This window comes from Picosynechococcus sp. PCC 7002, from assembly GCF_963860125.1.
Lineage (GTDB): Bacteria > Cyanobacteriota > Cyanobacteriia > Cyanobacteriales > MRBY01 > MRBY01.
Window position 1 is genome coordinate 2,895,799 of the sequence record NZ_CAWLFA010000001.1, and the last position, 15,131, is coordinate 2,910,929.

The window sequence follows — 15,131 nt, forward strand, 5'->3', positions numbered from 1 at the left end:
GATCGCCTTACCCAGGCGCGGCCCTACTTCACGTACTGCCACTGATTGCGAATGAGGGAAAGAAAGGTGGCGTACCCCGCAGAGGTGGACGGAAAATCGGGTTTGTAAAATTCCGGAAACTCCGTATAGGGACGCCAGGGATCAAAGGCTTTCAACCTAAGATGTAGTACCCCTTCCGATGCGCCACCGTTGGGACTCCAGGTCATTTGTCCTGCTGTTTGCATGGTTTTACTCCTTACTCGCAATAGTCAATGAGTATTTATGACTATTATTTTGGGGAAATAACCCAGGGTTTCCGTGGGATTTGTTACGGGGTGAGAGAGAAATATGCGGAAGTGTTAACTTTTCGTAATATTTCAACCCAAGTGGGCGATCGCCTTTTCCTTTCTCTCAGCAGTTGCTTTGACTTAAACAGGTTCCTCAGCCAGTTGGGCCATAATTGCGGCGGGAGTCTGGGTGGTATCCAGGTTTTTAACCAGGGGATGTTCCTCTAGGATAAAGGATTCAAAATGTTCCTGTTGGCTCGTGAGCAGATCTGCTGTCGCATCAGAAATATCGTTGGTGCGGGTCGTTAACCGCTGGGCCAAAATTGGCAACGGTGCCTGACAGTGGAAAATTTCTAAGGGGATACCCTGGTCAGCACAGACTTTAATCACATTTTTACGATAGACAAGTTTGTCATATTTGGCATCGAGGATGACCGTAAAACCCTGTTTTGCCAACAGTAAACCAAGCTCTTGTAGGCGAGCATAGGTTTGTTCATTCATCGCTTCACTGTAGAGGCGGTCATCGCCTTTTGCTTCTAAAGATAAGCCTGCTAAATGTTTACGCACAGCATCGGAGCGCAGTTGAATTCCATTCCATTGGCGAGCTGCCGCCCGGGCCACCGTTGATTTGCCAGCACCGGATAAACCACACATCACAATCACTTTTCCCTGGGGGCGTTGGGTATAGCGCCAAGCTAGATCGTAGTAATCTGATGCGATCGCCGCAGCCTGGATTTTTGCTTCAGGGGCGATCGCCGGATCATCCAAAAGAAATGAAGTCACTTTCGCCCGCACATAGGCCTGGCGACTCAGGTAGAGGGGTAAAACCTGGAGTCCTTCCCAATCTCCAGTACGTTCGACATAGGTATTGAGAAAAGCATTCCCCAGCTCCCTGGCCCCCCGCGCATCTAAATCCATCACCGTAAAAGCCACGTCATACATGGTATCGACGAACCGGAAAGGCTCATTGAATTCGATGCGGTCAAATAGTTGAATCTGATCTTGCCAAAAACAAATATTGCGCAGGTGCAGATCGCCATGGCATTCTTTGATTTTTGCTTCGCGGCGGCGTTTGGCAAAAATTTCCTCCCGGCTAGCAAAGAAATTATCTGTAAATTGTTTGGTTTGCTCGAAGCGGTCTTGGGTCTGGACGGTGCCAATATATTTGGCCGTTTGGGCGTAGTTTTCATCAATGGCCTGACGGATTTTGGCAATTTCCCCAAAGCTCAGAATGTAGTCGTTGGTAGTTGCCTGTTGATGGAAATCAGCGACAGCTTTTCCCAGTTGCACCATGTGATCTTCGGTAAGAGTGCCTGCTGTAAACATCTCACTCAACAGATTTTCCTGGGGGAATTGACGCATTTTCACGGCATATTCCACCACTTCTCCCGCCCCGTCAAAGGCGTAGGTTTGGCCGTCATAGGTAATGGGCAGCACTTCTAGGTACAGGTCAGCAGCCAGGGCACGATTTAGCTCCAATTCTACTTCGCAGAAATGTTGACGTTTGTCTAGAGTCGAAAAATCCAGGAAGCCAAAATTAACTGCTTTTTTTAGTTTGTAGGCATAGTCCCCAGTTAAAAACACGTAGGACACATGGGTTTGCACTAAGGCGATCGCCTCCTGGGTCGGGTGGGGATACAGCGCTGGCTGTTGTAGCGCTTCAATCAAGGCAGAGATCGAATGGGACATCTAAAAAATTTCACCGTAGAAGATATTGAGGTTTATTGTGCCATCTTGCTCTGGTTACCTTTGCCCAGAGTCTGAATCGCTACTATTTTGTCTAAGTTAATTTAGTCTTTTTATGAAGCAATGCTTGGTTCAAGTTGAATTTGTGTCGTTTGGGGAGTAGGTGCTGACAGGGCCTCAAAAAAGTCCTTAAATGAAAAGCACAGATCCCAAGACAAAACATAGAGGCGTTGAGGATGAAAATCGGTGTCCCCAAGGAAATCAAAGACCAAGAATTTCGGGTTGGTTTGTCACCGAGCAGTGTGCAAGTCCTCGCCAGTGCGGGTCATCATATTTTGATTGAAACGGGGGCGGGCCTCGGTTCTGGATTTACGGATGCGGAATACCAACAGGCCGGAGCCGAAATTGTTTCTACGGCGGCGATCGCCTGGGAACAAGACATGGTCGTTAAAGTCAAAGAACCGCTCCCCTCAGAATATGGCTCGTTGCGCCCTGGTCAAATCCTATTTACCTATCTCCATTTAGCGGCTGATCGCCAGCTCACAGAAAATTTAATGCGATCGGGCGTGACGGCGATCGCCTACGAAACGGTCACCGACGGCAAAGGTCATTTACCACTCCTTGCGCCGATGAGTGTTATCGCTGGGCGCTTGGCCGTGCAGTTTGGGGCGCGCTATCTCGAAAAACAGCAGGGCGGCAGAGGCGTTTTACTCGGAGGTGTCCCTGGCGTTGGGCCGGGTCGTGTGATGATTCTTGGTGGGGGGACCGTCGGCACCGAAGCAGCAAAAATGGCCGTGGGTCTTGGGGCCCAGGTACAGATCCTCGACATTAACGTCGATCGCCTCAGTGATTTAGAAGCACTATTTGGCTCCCGAGTGGAGCTACTCTACAGCACACCGACCCAAATTCAACGCTGGTTACCCCTCGCCGATCTGGTAATTGGGGCCGTGCTTTTACCGGGCAAACGTGCACCAATTCTCGTGTCCCGTGCCGCAGTCAAACAGATGAAACGGGGTTCTGTCATTATTGACGTGGCTGTAGACCAAGGGGGCTGCATCGAAACCCTGCGGCCCACCAGTCACAGTGCCCCCACCTATCTCGAAGAAGGAGTTGTCCATTTTGGGGTGCCCAATATGCCGGGGGCCGTACCCTGGACAGCAACCCAAGCCCTCAATAACAGCACTTTGCCCTACGTTCTCCAACTGGCCAATCAAGGTTTGGGAGCGATTAAACAAAATCCGGCGATCGCCCAAGGATTAAATATTGCCGAGCGGCGTTTAGTCCACCCTTCGGTGCGAGAAGTCTTTCCCGATTTAGCCGACTAAATGTTTCGGGGGATTGCTAAATCAGATTTGCCAAGAGATCTGTAATTTCCCCTTGGAGATCCCTGCGGTTGTCATCATAAATCATCAAGGTATTGAGGTCGGCATGACGAGAAAATTTTTGCACCTTACGCACGTCTCCATTAGTCGCATCAAGGGCCGCCGTAATCCCAGAGTGACGAATGCGGTGGGGTGATAATAATTTTGTGACGCCTGCGGCCTTGGCTGTGTTTCGGACTAACTGGTAAATAGCTGTCCCCGTGAGACGGTGGCCCAGGTGAGCGCGATCAAGGGCAACAAATAGTGGCTGAATTTTATTTTTAGATCCAGGGCGGACAGCTAACCAAGCCTTTAGAGCTGCAATCGTTGCGGCAGAGAGTGTCACCCATTGTTTTTGGCGGCCTTTTCCCTTACCTAAAATTGCGAGCGATCGCCGTTCGAGGTCTAAATCTTCTAAGTTGGTTTGGACAATTTCATTACGCCGCAGCGCATTATCCCAAAGCAATCTCAAAATAGCGTAATCACGTTTGCCCTTAATGGTCTTCTGGTTAGGAATTTTTAAAATTTGTCGATAAACAGTTTGTGAAATCCCAGTGGTATCCCGATAGCGACTGACCTTTTCTCCTTTGATGCCACCGAGGGTATAGCGACATTGCCCCAACTGATTCGCCAAACGAACCAATGCTTTGAGGGCGGCAAGACGACGATTAATGGTGGCTTCCTTGAGGCAGCGGACATCCCGTAGATGATTTTTGTAGCGCAGGACGAGGGCGAGGGCCTGGGGTTGCTCCAGATTCAGAAAGGCTTCGACCAGGAGCGGTGTGGGTTCGTTGGCATCGGCCACAAACCGAAAAAAATCACGAATATCTTTTTTATAGGCTCGCCAGGTGTGGGGCGATTTTTGGTTTTCAAGGAGTTGGCTCAGGATGTCCGGATTGTCCGCAGGGACGGAAAAAGGGCCAAGGCTAGCCAGAGATGTTTCCATAATCGGCGATCGCTTAAATCTTGATTTAATCTACATTTTAGCGGTTTAGCTTACGATAATCACAGTTTTCGATAGCTTGTTTTAAAAGCATTGATTAGCGGTCTCAACCCCAACTTAAGCGTTCAAATTGGGGCTGAGTAAAGAGGTTTTAGGAAGAACGGTGGTCAAAGAGCAACCAACAGGCCACACCAAAAAATGGCACAAAACGTAGGGTTTGCCAGAAGCTATCTTTGGCGGTGAGATCACCCATGAGGAAAATTTGGATAAACCAAAAACAAAGGAGATCCACCATGAAGGCGACGGTGAGGCGGCTATCTCCCAGACGCAAGAGAAAGTAATCAAGGCGATCGCCGAGAAGACCAAATTCAGGACGAGCTAGACCAAACCAACCAATGGCAATAATGCCGACGCAGATTCCGACCCACGCAAAAAAGCGCGTAAACCACGGTTTAGGTAAAAAAGGCTGAGGGGCAATGGCTCGTCGGAGTGCCATGTAGGGCAGCAAAAAAACATTGGTAAGAAACATCCCGCAACCCCAGAAGGCGAGGTATGGCAGATGTTGACCCTTGCGATCGCTCGCCATTACTGGCAGAAAAAGCCACATCCAGGCGACAGCAAAATTAAAGAGGGCCTCATCTACAGGATTGAGCACCGGGGCCAAAGGCGATCGCCAACCCAAATAATTTAAAATCGGCAGCACAAAAAAGAAATTAAGCGATTCTTGTTTCACCTCTGTCAAAGTCTCAGGTTGCAGTTGCCATAGGGGTTCTCCACCGAAGGGGAAATGACTAGGGGCAAGGAGTAAAGAACCCACATAAAGCAGCCAAAATCCCCAAAAAAAGTTTAATTTTAAATTCATTACCATCAAGACATGACTTTTTTGTGTTTCACCTTAGAATACTGGCCCAGGCTTGGATATGGTCAGAGGTAAGGGTTGGGTATTAGAGATCACTCGCTGCAATTAAAGAATCCTTTCTTTCTGTCTCGTACGCCCCAAAAGCTCGTTAGGATCAAAACGGAAAATTCAATCTTTATATTTAGTTTCAGTAAGTAAAAATTCTTATGCCTACATTACAAGATTTTTTTCAGACCCATCATTTAGCGGGTGACGATTATTGTGTTTTTGGCGTCGCCAGTTGTTTTGTCCGGGAGGAGGGCGAAACCCAGGCGGTTTCTATCCTAGAACCGATTCCCTCAGCGGCCCTCGAAGCACTGTTAAAAGGAATTCCCACATCTTATCGAGTTGCCCAAGCCCTGCCCCTTGGGGATGTTATCCAAGCGGATCAAATCACCTTACCCACAGCCCTAGGCGATCGCCTGCAAATTCCCGATGACTTTTTAGAACGCACCGCCGCCGCCGCCCGTACCTACAAACGCCGCCCCGAAGCCCAGGGCCATATCCCCCTAGGGACACTCCACCAGGAGTTCAACCATTCCACCGCGAAAAAGCGCGTCCTTAATCAGGTTAATATCGTCAACACAGAGGACAATGTGAAGCAACATGCCCATACCCACAAAGTTCTCTAAATGAATTTGTAGACGAATTTATTGGCCTAACAAAACTCACACTATGCTAAAACTCTACGGTGGGGCGCGTAGCCGTGCCTCAATTGTGCGTTGGTACCTCGAAGAACTCGGTGCTGACTATGAATTTGTTCTTCTCGATATGCAGGCGGGCGAACATAAACAACCGGATTTCCTTACCTTAAATCCCTTTGGGAAAGTGCCCGTCCTAAGCGATGACGAGGTTACTTTATTTGAATCCGGTGCCATTTTGCTCTACCTCGCAGAAAAATTTGGTCACCTCGGCCCTTCCCCGGCAGATAAGGCGATCGCCTACCAATGGGTGTTATTTGCTAACTCGACCTTTGCCATGGGACTCACCCCGGCTGAAAATCGCAATGAAGTTATGGCCCGTTACTTGCAGCCGCTAAATGATATTTTGCAAAACACGGCTTTTCTCTTAGGGGAAGCGTTTACGGTAGCGGATGTGGCCGTCGGTTCGATCCTCGCCTACATTCCTTTAATGTTTCAAGATGTGGATCTCAGCGCCTACCCAGCCCTACAAGCCTACTTAAAACGATTGGGCGATCGCCCCGCTTTCCAAAAAGCAATTATGAATCGCGGTTAATTCTCGTTACATTTAGTTACAAATTAGTCGCAAAAAACAAAAAAGCATCCTTGCGGGGATGCTTAATCAATTTCTTTTTTAAATAATTCAAAAATGGTGTTTATTTGAAGCCCACTGCCGCTTGCCATACAAATGCCAACAGCAAGAAGAACAAAGGAATTAGAGGCAAAACATCCACGAGGGGATCGAAAATTGAGTAGGCCTCAGGTAATTTCGCAAGTAATAATGCCGCTTCCATATATTTCCTTGTTGAACTGATTTTTCTTATGGTTTGCAGTCAATCCTAGCATGAGTTGGTTCGGGTTCTAGCCATTCGCCGAATTCTTCCACGAAGCGATCGCTAAGGATTGATTCACGAATTCTCACGGTAAATTGAATCAATTCTGTAACGTTATGTAAAGAAAGTAGCATGTAGGCTAACATTTCTTTCGCTTTGATTAAATGGTGCAAATAGGCCCGCGTGAAATTCTGGCAGGTATAACAAGGACAAGTTTCATCCAAGGGGCGAAAATCTTCTTTAAACTGGGCATTTTTTAAATTCCAGCGATCGCCTTGCACCAGGGCCGCACCATGACGCCCCAACCGCGTCGGAATCACACAATCAAACACATCAATCCCCGCGGCGATCGCCTGGGCCATTTCCCGATAGGTGCCCACCCCCATCAAATAACGAATCTTGTTTTTCGGCAGGAGCGGCGCTGTATGCTGTACCACTTTACGAATATTTTCCGGCGATTCCCCCACACTAACGCCCCCGATGGCATAGCCCGGTAGGTCTAATTTCGTTAAATCTGTCACCGCTTGGGAGCGTAAATCTAAGAAAATGCCCCCCTGAACAATCCCAAACAACGCTTGATCGTCCCGTTCATGGGCTTCAATACATCGCTCTAGCCAACGATAGGTTCGTGCTGTTGCCGCCGCCACTGCCTCCCGGCCCGCATCTCCTGGTGGACATTCATCAAAGGCCATGATCACATCAGCACCCAGGGCATTTTGAATCTGGATTGACCGCTCCGGGGTCATATCAATCAAACGTCCATCCTTCGGCGAACGGAAAACTACCCCTTCCTCACGAATCTTACGCATTTCACTGAGACTAAAAACCTGGAATCCCCCGGAATCCGTGAGGATCGGCCCCTCCCAAGCCATAAACCGATGCAGTCCTCCGGCTTTCTGGACAATCTCCTCTCCCGGTTGTAAGTGGAGGTGGTAAGTATTTGATAAAACCATCTGGGCCTGGGCCTGGACTAAATGATCCGGCGTGATGCCTTTTACATTCGCAAGGGTACCCACAGGCATAAATCGGGGTGTTTCCACAATTCCGTGGGGGGTATGAAACACGCCGACTCGGGCATTCGTATGGCGACATTCCTTATGCAGCGAAAAATGAAAATGGCTCACAGATGATGTTCCGAAGATCAATAAAAAATAAAAACGGCAGCAAAAGCCACCGCTTATTCTACCGAGTTCAGGAAACAGAACCTAGAAATTGAAATTTTCATCGTCATCCATGTGGACATCCCAGCGGGCCGATAAAACCTGAGTCACCATCTCTTCTAAAGTACTTTCGGGAACTGCTTTGGTATTGAAAGGATTGGTTTGGGGATTTTCTGCCACCTCCAAACGTAAGACACGATTATCCTGCACGAGTTCAAAATAAGTCTTATCGGTTTCAGCCTGTTTCAGGGCAAGGTAATCGAAGCTATGTAAATTTAGATATAAGGACTGATTGACCACCAAAGTAGCCTGTTGTTCATCATCAAAGACTTCTACAATCCAACCTTCGCCCTGTTTTTGCACTTCGCCATCGAGGTAATGGGAATAGCGGACCCATGCGAGATCTTGGAGTAGACGTTTCATGTCACTTTTATTGACAAGAATACCGGTAGAAACCACACAAGGAGCGGGTAAGGAAGTGGGATGACATTGATGACTCATGGGAATTGACTAAGGGTAAACAAAAAAATATGACAGACTGAAGGTAAATCATCCATAACACTGCCTAGACATGGCAAGCAAATGAGCGCCACCACATCAGGATGAGCCTATATGCGATTGTCATTTTACTTGTACAAAAGCTAGCACCCAAGGACAAAGGCTGTGGTTTTACAGTATTGTCTTGGTGTTATGGCGGAGGATGTTTATTAACGGTTTCCAATGCCTCGCCATAATCTTAACTTAAGGTTTGAATTTTGACATCTGAAAACCCACAATCTATCTAATTCTGAGCATCTCAATCAATTTATGGTTCGTTTTTTATCAGGCTTGCTACAGCTTTGGCGATCGCTATTGGGGGCCATTCTTTTTTACACGCTGTTACCACTGCCCAAGGGAGTACAGCCTAGTTTTATTCGCATTGCCCGTTGGTGCCCTTGGGTGGGCTTGATTATTGGGGGGATATTACTGGGGAGTTTTTGGGGTTTAGAGAGTTTAAAGGTTCCCACTTTACTCAGAAGTGCGATTTTAGTTGCCTTTTGGTTGGGTTTGACGGGAGGCTTACATTTAGATGGGGCAATGGATGCGGCCGATGGTTTAGCGGTGACGGAACCGAAACGCCGTTTAACGGTGATGGCTGATAGTGTTTCTGGTGCATTTGGGGTGATGACAGGGATCTTAATCCTGTTGCTCAAGGTCGCTGCCCTCGAAGGTTTAGGATTAGAGTCTTGGTATTTTTTTGTGTTGATACCGGCCTGGGGGCGATGGTCTCAGGTGGTGGCGATCGCCTTTTATCCCTACCTGAAAGCTGAAGGCAAAGGGGCATTCCACAAGCAACAGTTCCAGTTATATCCGGATTTATGCTGGAGTATCTGCCCCATGCTCTTATTCATATTTTTGAGCTACTTTTTCCTGCCGATTAGCCAATGGTTGAGTGTTATGCTCAGTAATCTTTGGTTTATGGCAGTGGCGATCGCTGTCAGCACTTGGTTTGGTCATAAATTCCAAGGTCATGCAGGCGATACCTACGGTGCCACTGTGGAATGGACTGAAGTCGCTTGTCTCGTCAGCATCGTTTTACTCGCGAATAGGCTGTAGACGCGTTACTTTGAGCGAAAAATCACCATTTCCCGTTTCCCCAAAGGCCCGTACCCGCACAATATAGCGTCCCGTTTCGTTAATGCGCACAAATAGTAATGAATTCGTTGAACCGTCGGCGGCATCGTCATTTTCCGCAATCGTCGAACCATCCGCCGCCAGCAGCAACACAATCGTATCAAAATCGTCCGAAAGCAAGTCAATGGCGACTTGATCGCCCTCTTGGAGAGTAATCGCATAATCCCTAGCAAACCCCCCTTCCCCCGTGGGGATATCCTGATCCGAAAGCCGCTGGTTAATCTCTTGACCAGAGCGAATTCCAAGGGGTCGATACATCATCTCATTGGCGATCGCTTGATTTGCCAGCCCTACAACACTAAAAAATCCGAATATACAACCCCAGTAAATCCGATTCATTCAAATACCTATCAACTTATTGGCTTACTCTTCATACTCTACAACACTACCCAAGCAACGGAATGGGACTTCACTCACTACAAAGGAGAAAGAAAGCAAAATAAAATAAAGCCCTCAACCTGTAGATTGAGAGCTTTGATTAGAATATAAAGTTGAAGAATAAGATATTCAGTTTTCCATAAAAGAGAGAAGCTTGGCATTGAGCTATTTTCCCGGTAGGCTACCCCACAGGTATCGTCGCCGCTATAGCGTTTCACATCTGAGTTCGGGATGGAATCAGTGTGGTCCCACTATGCTAGAAACACCAAGCAGTGGTGTGGTCTCACACCCTCAAGACTGCACAAAATACTCATTAGTTCATCGAAATACTTAGTCTAACCATCTGTTTAAGGACAAGCCCTCGGTCTGTTAGGACATCTCGGCTCCATATGTTGCCACACTTCCACCTAATGCCTATTAACGGGTGTTCTTCCCGTGACCTTACTGGATTAACTCCATGAGAGCACTCATCTTGAGGTGGGCTTCCCACTTAGATGCTTTCAGCGGTTATCCGCTCCGCACTTGGCTACCCTGCGTTTACCGTTGGCACGATAACAGGTACACCAGCGGTGCGTCCTTCCCGGTCCTCTCGTACTAAGGAAGACTCCTCTCAATGCTCTTACGCCTGCACCGGATATGGACCGAACTGTCTCACGACGTTCTGAACCCAGCTCACGTACCGCTTTAATGGGCGAACAGCCCAACCCTTGGGACCTACTTCAGCCCCAGGTTGCGATGAGCCGACATCGAGGTGCCAAACCTCCCCGTCGATGTGAACTCTTGGGGGAGATCAGCCTGTTATCCCTAGAGTAACTTTTATCCGTTGAGCGACGGCCCTTCCACGCAGCGCCGTCGGATCACTAAAACCGACTTTCGTCCCTGCTTGACTTGTAGGTCTCGCAGTCAAGCTCCCTTCTGCTTTTGCACTCGATGGCTGATTTCCAACCAGCCTGAGGGAACCTTTGTGCGCCTCCGTTATCATTTAGGAGGCGACCGCCCCAGTCAAACTGCCCACCTGATACTGTCCTTTCACCGGCTTCACGGTTTAAAGTTAGAATTCTAGCCTTGTTAGAGTGGTATCTCACCAGTGACTCCATTACTCCCACAAGAGTAATCTCAACGTCTCCCACCTATCCTGCGCAAACAAAGCCCGAACCCAATACCAAGCTACAGTAAAGCTTCATAGGGTCTTTCTGTCCAGGTGCAGGTAGTCCGTATCTTCACAGACAATCCTATTTCGCCGAGCCTCTCTCCGAGACAGTGCCCAGATCGTTACGCCTTTCGTGCGGGTCGGAACTTACCCGACAAGGAATTTCGCTACCTTAGGACCGTTATAGTTACGGCCGCCGTTCACCGGGGCTTCGGTCGTCAGCTTCGCCTAAGCTAACCAACTTCCTTAACCTTCCGGCACTGGGCAGGCGTCAGCCCCTATACGTCCTCTTACGAGTTTGCAGAGACCTGTGTTTTTGGTAAACAGTCGCCTGGGCCTCTTCACTGCGACCAGCTCTCGCTGGCACTCCTTCTCCCAAAGTTACGGAGCAATTTTGCCGAGTTCCTTAGAGAGAGTTACCTCGCGCCCCTCGGTATACTCTACCACCCTACCTGTGTCGGTTTCGGGTACGGGTCCTGTGCTTTCAACACATAACTAGCTTTTCTAGGCACTATCCTTTACTACGCGGAGACCGTAGTCTCCTCCCAATCCATTCAGGGTGTAGCTATCTTTCATGCGTCATAGTTATGCTCCCACACAGGAGTTGAGGAATATTAACCTCATGTCCATCGACTACGCCTTTCGGCCTCGCCTTAGGTCCCGACTAACCCTCCGCGGACGAGCCTTCCGGAGGAACCCTTAGGGTTTCGGGGTATGTGATTCTCACACATATTTTCGCTACTTAAGCCGACATTCTCACTTCTATACAGTCCACATCTGCTCACCGCTAATGCTTCACACCATATAGAACGCTCCCCTACCACTCTTTCGAGTCCGCAGCTTCGGTAACTTGCTTAGCCCCGTTCATTTTCGGCGCAGGAGCGCTTGACCAGTGAGCTATTACGCACTCTTTCAAGGATTGCTGCTTCTAGGCAAACCTCCTGGTTGTCTATGCACTCCCACCTCCTTTATCACTTAGCAAGTATTTTGGGACCTTAGCTGGCGGTCTGGGCTGTTTCCCTCTCGACGATGAAGCTTATCCCCCACCGTCTTACTGGCTGAATTTTACATGGTATTCTTAGTTTGTCTCACTTTGGTACCGCTCTCGCAGCCCGCAGCGAAACAGTGCTTTACCCCCATGCAAGGAAACCAACCGCTGCGCCTAAACACATTTCGGGGAGAACCAGCTAGCTCCGGGTTCGATTGGCATTTCACCCCTAACCACAGCTCATCCGCTCCTTTTTCAACAGAAGTCGGTTCGGACCTCCACTTGGTATTACCCAAGCTTCATCCTGGCCATGGTTAGATCACCCGGGTTCGGGTCTACAAACTGTGACTAACGCCCTTTTCAGACTCGTTTTCACTTTGGCTTCGGCTTTTCACCTTAACCTGCCACAGCCTGTAAGTCGCCGGCTCATTCTTCAACAGGCACACGGTCAGACGTTAAATCGTCCTCCCATTGCTTGTAGGCTAACGGTTTCATGTTCTATTTCACTCCCCTCCCGGGGTTCTTTTCACCTTTCCCTCGCGGTACTTTTACACTATCGGTCACACAGTAGTATTTAGCCTTACGAGGTGGTCCTCGCTGATTCAACCGGAATTTCACGTGCTCCGGCCTACTCGGGATACAGTTAGGCTACTTCGATTTTCGACTACAGGACTTTCACCTTCTTTGGTGTAGCTTTCAACTACTTCGTCTAACCTCTATAGTCCACATCACTGTCCCACAACCCCAACCGCCTAAGCAGTTGGTTTAGGCTCTTCCCGCTTCGCTCGCCGCTACTAAGGGAATCGATTTTTCTTTCTCTTCCTTCAGCTACTAAGATGTTTCAATTCGCTGAGTTGGCTCATACCATCCTATATATTCAGATGGCTGTATTTAGGGTTGCCCCATTCGGAAACCTCCGGCTCAATGCTTGCTTCCAGCTCCCCGGAGTATATCGTCGGTAACCACGTCCTTCATCGCCTCTGTGTGCCTAGGTATCCACCGTTAGCCCTTTGTAGCTTGACCTTTTTTTCGAGGTCAGACTCTTGGCTATTTTTGGATTGTTTGTACTTTCGTACTTTCCTACCTAGCTATTATTTCGACTATCTAATATTTTTTTGTGCAGTTTTCAAGGTGCTTTGCTGAAATTTCTTTCAGCATTCAACAACATCTTTTGTCTTTTCTTTTAGACTGTGGTGTTGATGCTGAGTTTGTTTCATCATTTCGTGGTTTTGGTGGAGGTAAGCGGACTCGAACCGCTGACATCCTGCTTGCAAAGCAGGCGCTCTACCAACTGAGCTATACCCCCATTGATATCAACAATTGATGATTATCAACGGTTGATAAGTGGGCCATCCTGGACTTGAACCAGGGACCTCACCCTTATCAGGGGTGCGCTCTAACCACCTGAGCTAATAGCCCATGTCCACGAACCTAAATTTGAAAGTGACTCCCGTTTCTCCCCCTCGCACGACCTTCGAGATGACCTTACTGCGTTCTATTTGCTGATTGCTTTCAAACTTCAGTAGGTTAGGTCTCCCTAAAAGGAGGTGATCCAGCCACACCTTCCGGTACGGCTACCTTGTTACGACTTCACCCCAGTCACTAGCACTGCCTTCGGCGCCCTCCTCCGCGAACGGTTAGAGTAACGACTTCGGGCGTTGCCAGCTTCCATGGTGTGACGGGCGGTGTGTACAAGGCCCGGGAACGGATTCACCGCAGTATGCTGACCTGCGATTACTAGCGATTCCTCCTTCATGCAGGCGAGTTGCAGCCTGCAATCTGAACTGAGGCCGGGTTTGATGAGATTCGCTTGCCCTCGCGGGGTTGCTGCCCTTTGTCCCGACCATTGTAGTACGTGTGTAGCCCAAAATGTAAGGGGCATGATGACTTGACGTCATCCCCACCTTCCTCCGAGTTGTCCCCGGCAGTCTCCCTAGAGTGCCCAACTTAATGCTGGCAACTAAGGACGAGGGTTGCGCTCGTTGCGGGACTTAACCCAACATCTCACGACACGAGCTGACGACAGCCATGCACCACCTGTCTCCGTGCTCCCGAAGGCACTCTCGCATCTCTGCAAGATTCACGGGATGTCAAATCTTGGTAAGGTTCTTCGCGTTGCATCGAATTAAACCACATACTCCACCGCTTGTGCGGGCCCCCGTCAATTCCTTTGAGTTTCACACTTGCGTGCGTACTCCCCAGGCGGGATACTTAACGCGTTAGCTTCGGCACTGTCCGGGTCGATACAGACAACGCCTAGTATCCATCGTTTACGGCTAAGACTACAGGGGTATCTAATCCCTTTCGCTACCTTAGCTTTCGTCCCTCAGTGTCAGTTACGGTCCAGTAGAGCGCTTTCGCCACCGGTGTTCTTCCCAATATCTACGCATTTCACCGCTACACTGGGAATTCCCTCTACCCCTACCGTACTCAAGTCACACAGTTTCCACCGCCGATCCACAGTTAAGCTGTGGGCTTTGACAGCAGACTTGCATGACCACCTACGGACTCTTTACGCCCAATAATTCCGGATAACGCTTGCACCCTCCGTATTACCGCGGCTGCTGGCACGGAGTTAGCCGGTGCTTATTCCTCAAGTACCGTCATTTATTCTTCCTTGAGAAAAGAGGTTTACAATCCAAAGACCTTCCTCCCTCACGCGGTATTGCTCCGTCAGGCTTTCGCCCATTGCGGAAAATTCCCCACTGCTGCCTCCCGTAGGAGTCTGGGCCGTGTCTCAGTCCCAGTGTGGCTGCTCATCCTCTCAGACCAGCTACTGATCGTCGCCTTGGTGGTCCCTTACACCACCAACTAGCTAATCAGACGCGAGCTCATCTTCAGGCCAAAAAAGATTTCACCTCTCGGCATATCGGGTATTAGCAGTCGTTTCCAACTGTTGTCCCCGTCCTGAAGGCAGATTCTCACGCGTTACTCACCCGTCCGCCACTAAGCCCGAAGGCTTCGTTCGACTTGCATGTGTTAGGCATACCGCCAGCGTTCATCCTGAGCCAGGATCAAACTCTCCATATTAGACTCCTTACTCATTCCTTGGAATTTTCATTCGCCTTTATCAAGAGATGTTTTTTTAAGGCTCTCTTTATCCTTAACTAAGTT

12 protein-coding genes, 2 tRNA genes and 3 rRNA genes are annotated in these 15,131 nt (G+C 49.0%); 4 read left to right on the top strand and 13 right to left on the bottom strand.

Going from position 1 to position 15,131, the window contains the following annotated elements; genetic code table 11:
* Nucleotides 1-23: 23 nt before the first annotated feature.
* Both AACQ84_RS13925 and AACQ84_RS13930 read right to left on the bottom strand, forming a co-directional pair.
* Nucleotides 24-224: a hypothetical protein gene (locus tag AACQ84_RS13925; protein ID WP_030008230.1), complete on the bottom strand. Its 201-nt coding sequence runs from the start codon at nucleotides 222-224 to the stop codon at nucleotides 24-26.
* Between the two features lie 183 nt (nucleotides 225-407).
* The gene (locus AACQ84_RS13930; protein ID WP_012308365.1) at nucleotides 408-1,955 is read right to left on the bottom strand and encodes a bifunctional aminoglycoside phosphotransferase/ATP-binding protein; all 1,548 of its coding nucleotides are present in this window, start codon (nucleotides 1,953-1,955) and stop codon (nucleotides 408-410) included.
* A 233-nt stretch (nucleotides 1,956-2,188) separates the two neighbouring features.
* Here AACQ84_RS13930 and ald point away from each other — a divergent pair, with 233 nt between their 5' ends.
* Nucleotides 2,189-3,277: an alanine dehydrogenase gene (ald, locus tag AACQ84_RS13935; RefSeq protein WP_012308366.1), complete on the top strand. Its 1,089-nt coding sequence runs from the start codon at nucleotides 2,189-2,191 to the stop codon at nucleotides 3,275-3,277.
* A 16-nt stretch (nucleotides 3,278-3,293) separates the two neighbouring features.
* On the opposite strand, the gene AACQ84_RS13940 is transcribed toward ald, so the two are convergent.
* Together AACQ84_RS13940 and AACQ84_RS13945 are read right to left on the bottom strand one after the other, a co-directional pair.
* On the bottom strand, nucleotides 3,294-4,259 hold the full coding sequence (locus AACQ84_RS13940) for a tyrosine-type recombinase/integrase (RefSeq protein ID WP_012308367.1): 966 nt from the start codon (nucleotides 4,257-4,259) through the stop codon (nucleotides 3,294-3,296).
* A 148-nt stretch (nucleotides 4,260-4,407) separates the two neighbouring features.
* On the bottom strand, nucleotides 4,408-5,118 hold the full coding sequence (locus tag AACQ84_RS13945) for a hypothetical protein (RefSeq protein WP_012308368.1): 711 nt from the start codon (nucleotides 5,116-5,118) through the stop codon (nucleotides 4,408-4,410).
* 203 nt (nucleotides 5,119-5,321) lie between these two features.
* Here AACQ84_RS13945 and AACQ84_RS13950 point away from each other — a divergent pair, with 203 nt between their 5' ends.
* Together AACQ84_RS13950 and AACQ84_RS13955 are read left to right on the top strand one after the other, a co-directional pair.
* Nucleotides 5,322-5,786: a hypothetical protein gene (locus AACQ84_RS13950; RefSeq protein WP_012308369.1), complete on the top strand. Its 465-nt coding sequence runs from the start codon at nucleotides 5,322-5,324 to the stop codon at nucleotides 5,784-5,786.
* A 43-nt stretch (nucleotides 5,787-5,829) separates the two neighbouring features.
* A complete protein-coding gene (locus tag AACQ84_RS13955) occupies nucleotides 5,830-6,390 on the top strand; it encodes a glutathione S-transferase family protein (protein WP_012308370.1) in 561 nt (186 codons plus the stop codon).
* Nucleotides 6,391-6,490: 100 nt separating this feature from the next.
* Here AACQ84_RS13955 and AACQ84_RS13960 read toward each other — a convergent pair whose 3' ends face one another.
* From AACQ84_RS13960 to AACQ84_RS13970, 3 genes are all read right to left on the bottom strand, one after another.
* Nucleotides 6,491-6,628, bottom strand: coding sequence for a photosystem II reaction center protein K (locus AACQ84_RS13960; protein ID WP_012308371.1), 138 nt, complete (start codon nucleotides 6,626-6,628; stop codon nucleotides 6,491-6,493).
* 26 nt (nucleotides 6,629-6,654) lie between these two features.
* Nucleotides 6,655-7,791 carry a tRNA guanosine(34) transglycosylase Tgt gene (tgt, locus tag AACQ84_RS13965; protein ID WP_086459451.1) on the bottom strand — a complete coding sequence of 379 codons (1,137 nt, stop codon included), beginning with the start codon at nucleotides 7,789-7,791 and terminating at the stop codon, nucleotides 6,655-6,657.
* Nucleotides 7,792-7,872: 81 nt separating this feature from the next.
* Nucleotides 7,873-8,328 (bottom strand): hypothetical protein, encoded by a 456-nt coding sequence (locus AACQ84_RS13970; RefSeq protein WP_012308373.1) that lies wholly within the window; start codon nucleotides 8,326-8,328, stop codon nucleotides 7,873-7,875.
* A gap of 306 nt (nucleotides 8,329-8,634) precedes the next feature.
* Between AACQ84_RS13970 and cobS the strand changes: the two genes are divergently transcribed.
* Nucleotides 8,635-9,423 carry an adenosylcobinamide-GDP ribazoletransferase gene (cobS, locus tag AACQ84_RS13975; RefSeq protein ID WP_012308374.1) on the top strand — a complete coding sequence of 263 codons (789 nt, stop codon included), beginning with the start codon at nucleotides 8,635-8,637 and terminating at the stop codon, nucleotides 9,421-9,423.
* Here the strand turns inward: cobS and AACQ84_RS13980 are convergent.
* The 6 genes from AACQ84_RS13980 to AACQ84_RS14005 all read right to left on the bottom strand — a co-directional run bounded on the left by AACQ84_RS13980 (nucleotide 9,403) and on the right by AACQ84_RS14005 (nucleotide 15,047).
* The gene (locus AACQ84_RS13980; RefSeq protein WP_012308375.1) at nucleotides 9,403-9,840 is read right to left on the bottom strand and encodes a PPC domain-containing protein; all 438 of its coding nucleotides are present in this window, start codon (nucleotides 9,838-9,840) and stop codon (nucleotides 9,403-9,405) included. The two genes, cobS and AACQ84_RS13980, sit on opposite strands and share 21 nt — an antisense overlap.
* A gap of 191 nt (nucleotides 9,841-10,031) precedes the next feature.
* Nucleotides 10,032-10,149: ribosomal RNA gene (rrf, locus tag AACQ84_RS13985) — 5S ribosomal RNA — on the bottom strand.
* 79 nt (nucleotides 10,150-10,228) lie between these two features.
* Nucleotides 10,229-13,040, bottom strand: a 23S ribosomal RNA gene (locus AACQ84_RS13990).
* Between the two features lie 207 nt (nucleotides 13,041-13,247).
* A tRNA-Ala gene (locus AACQ84_RS13995) sits at nucleotides 13,248-13,323 on the bottom strand.
* Between the two features lie 39 nt (nucleotides 13,324-13,362).
* Nucleotides 13,363-13,436 (bottom strand) — tRNA-Ile (locus AACQ84_RS14000).
* Between the two features lie 121 nt (nucleotides 13,437-13,557).
* Nucleotides 13,558-15,047: ribosomal RNA gene (locus tag AACQ84_RS14005) — 16S ribosomal RNA — on the bottom strand.
* The 16S, 23S and 5S rRNA genes sit together here with 2 tRNA genes alongside, the layout of an rRNA operon.
* Nucleotides 15,048-15,131 lie beyond the last annotated feature (84 nt).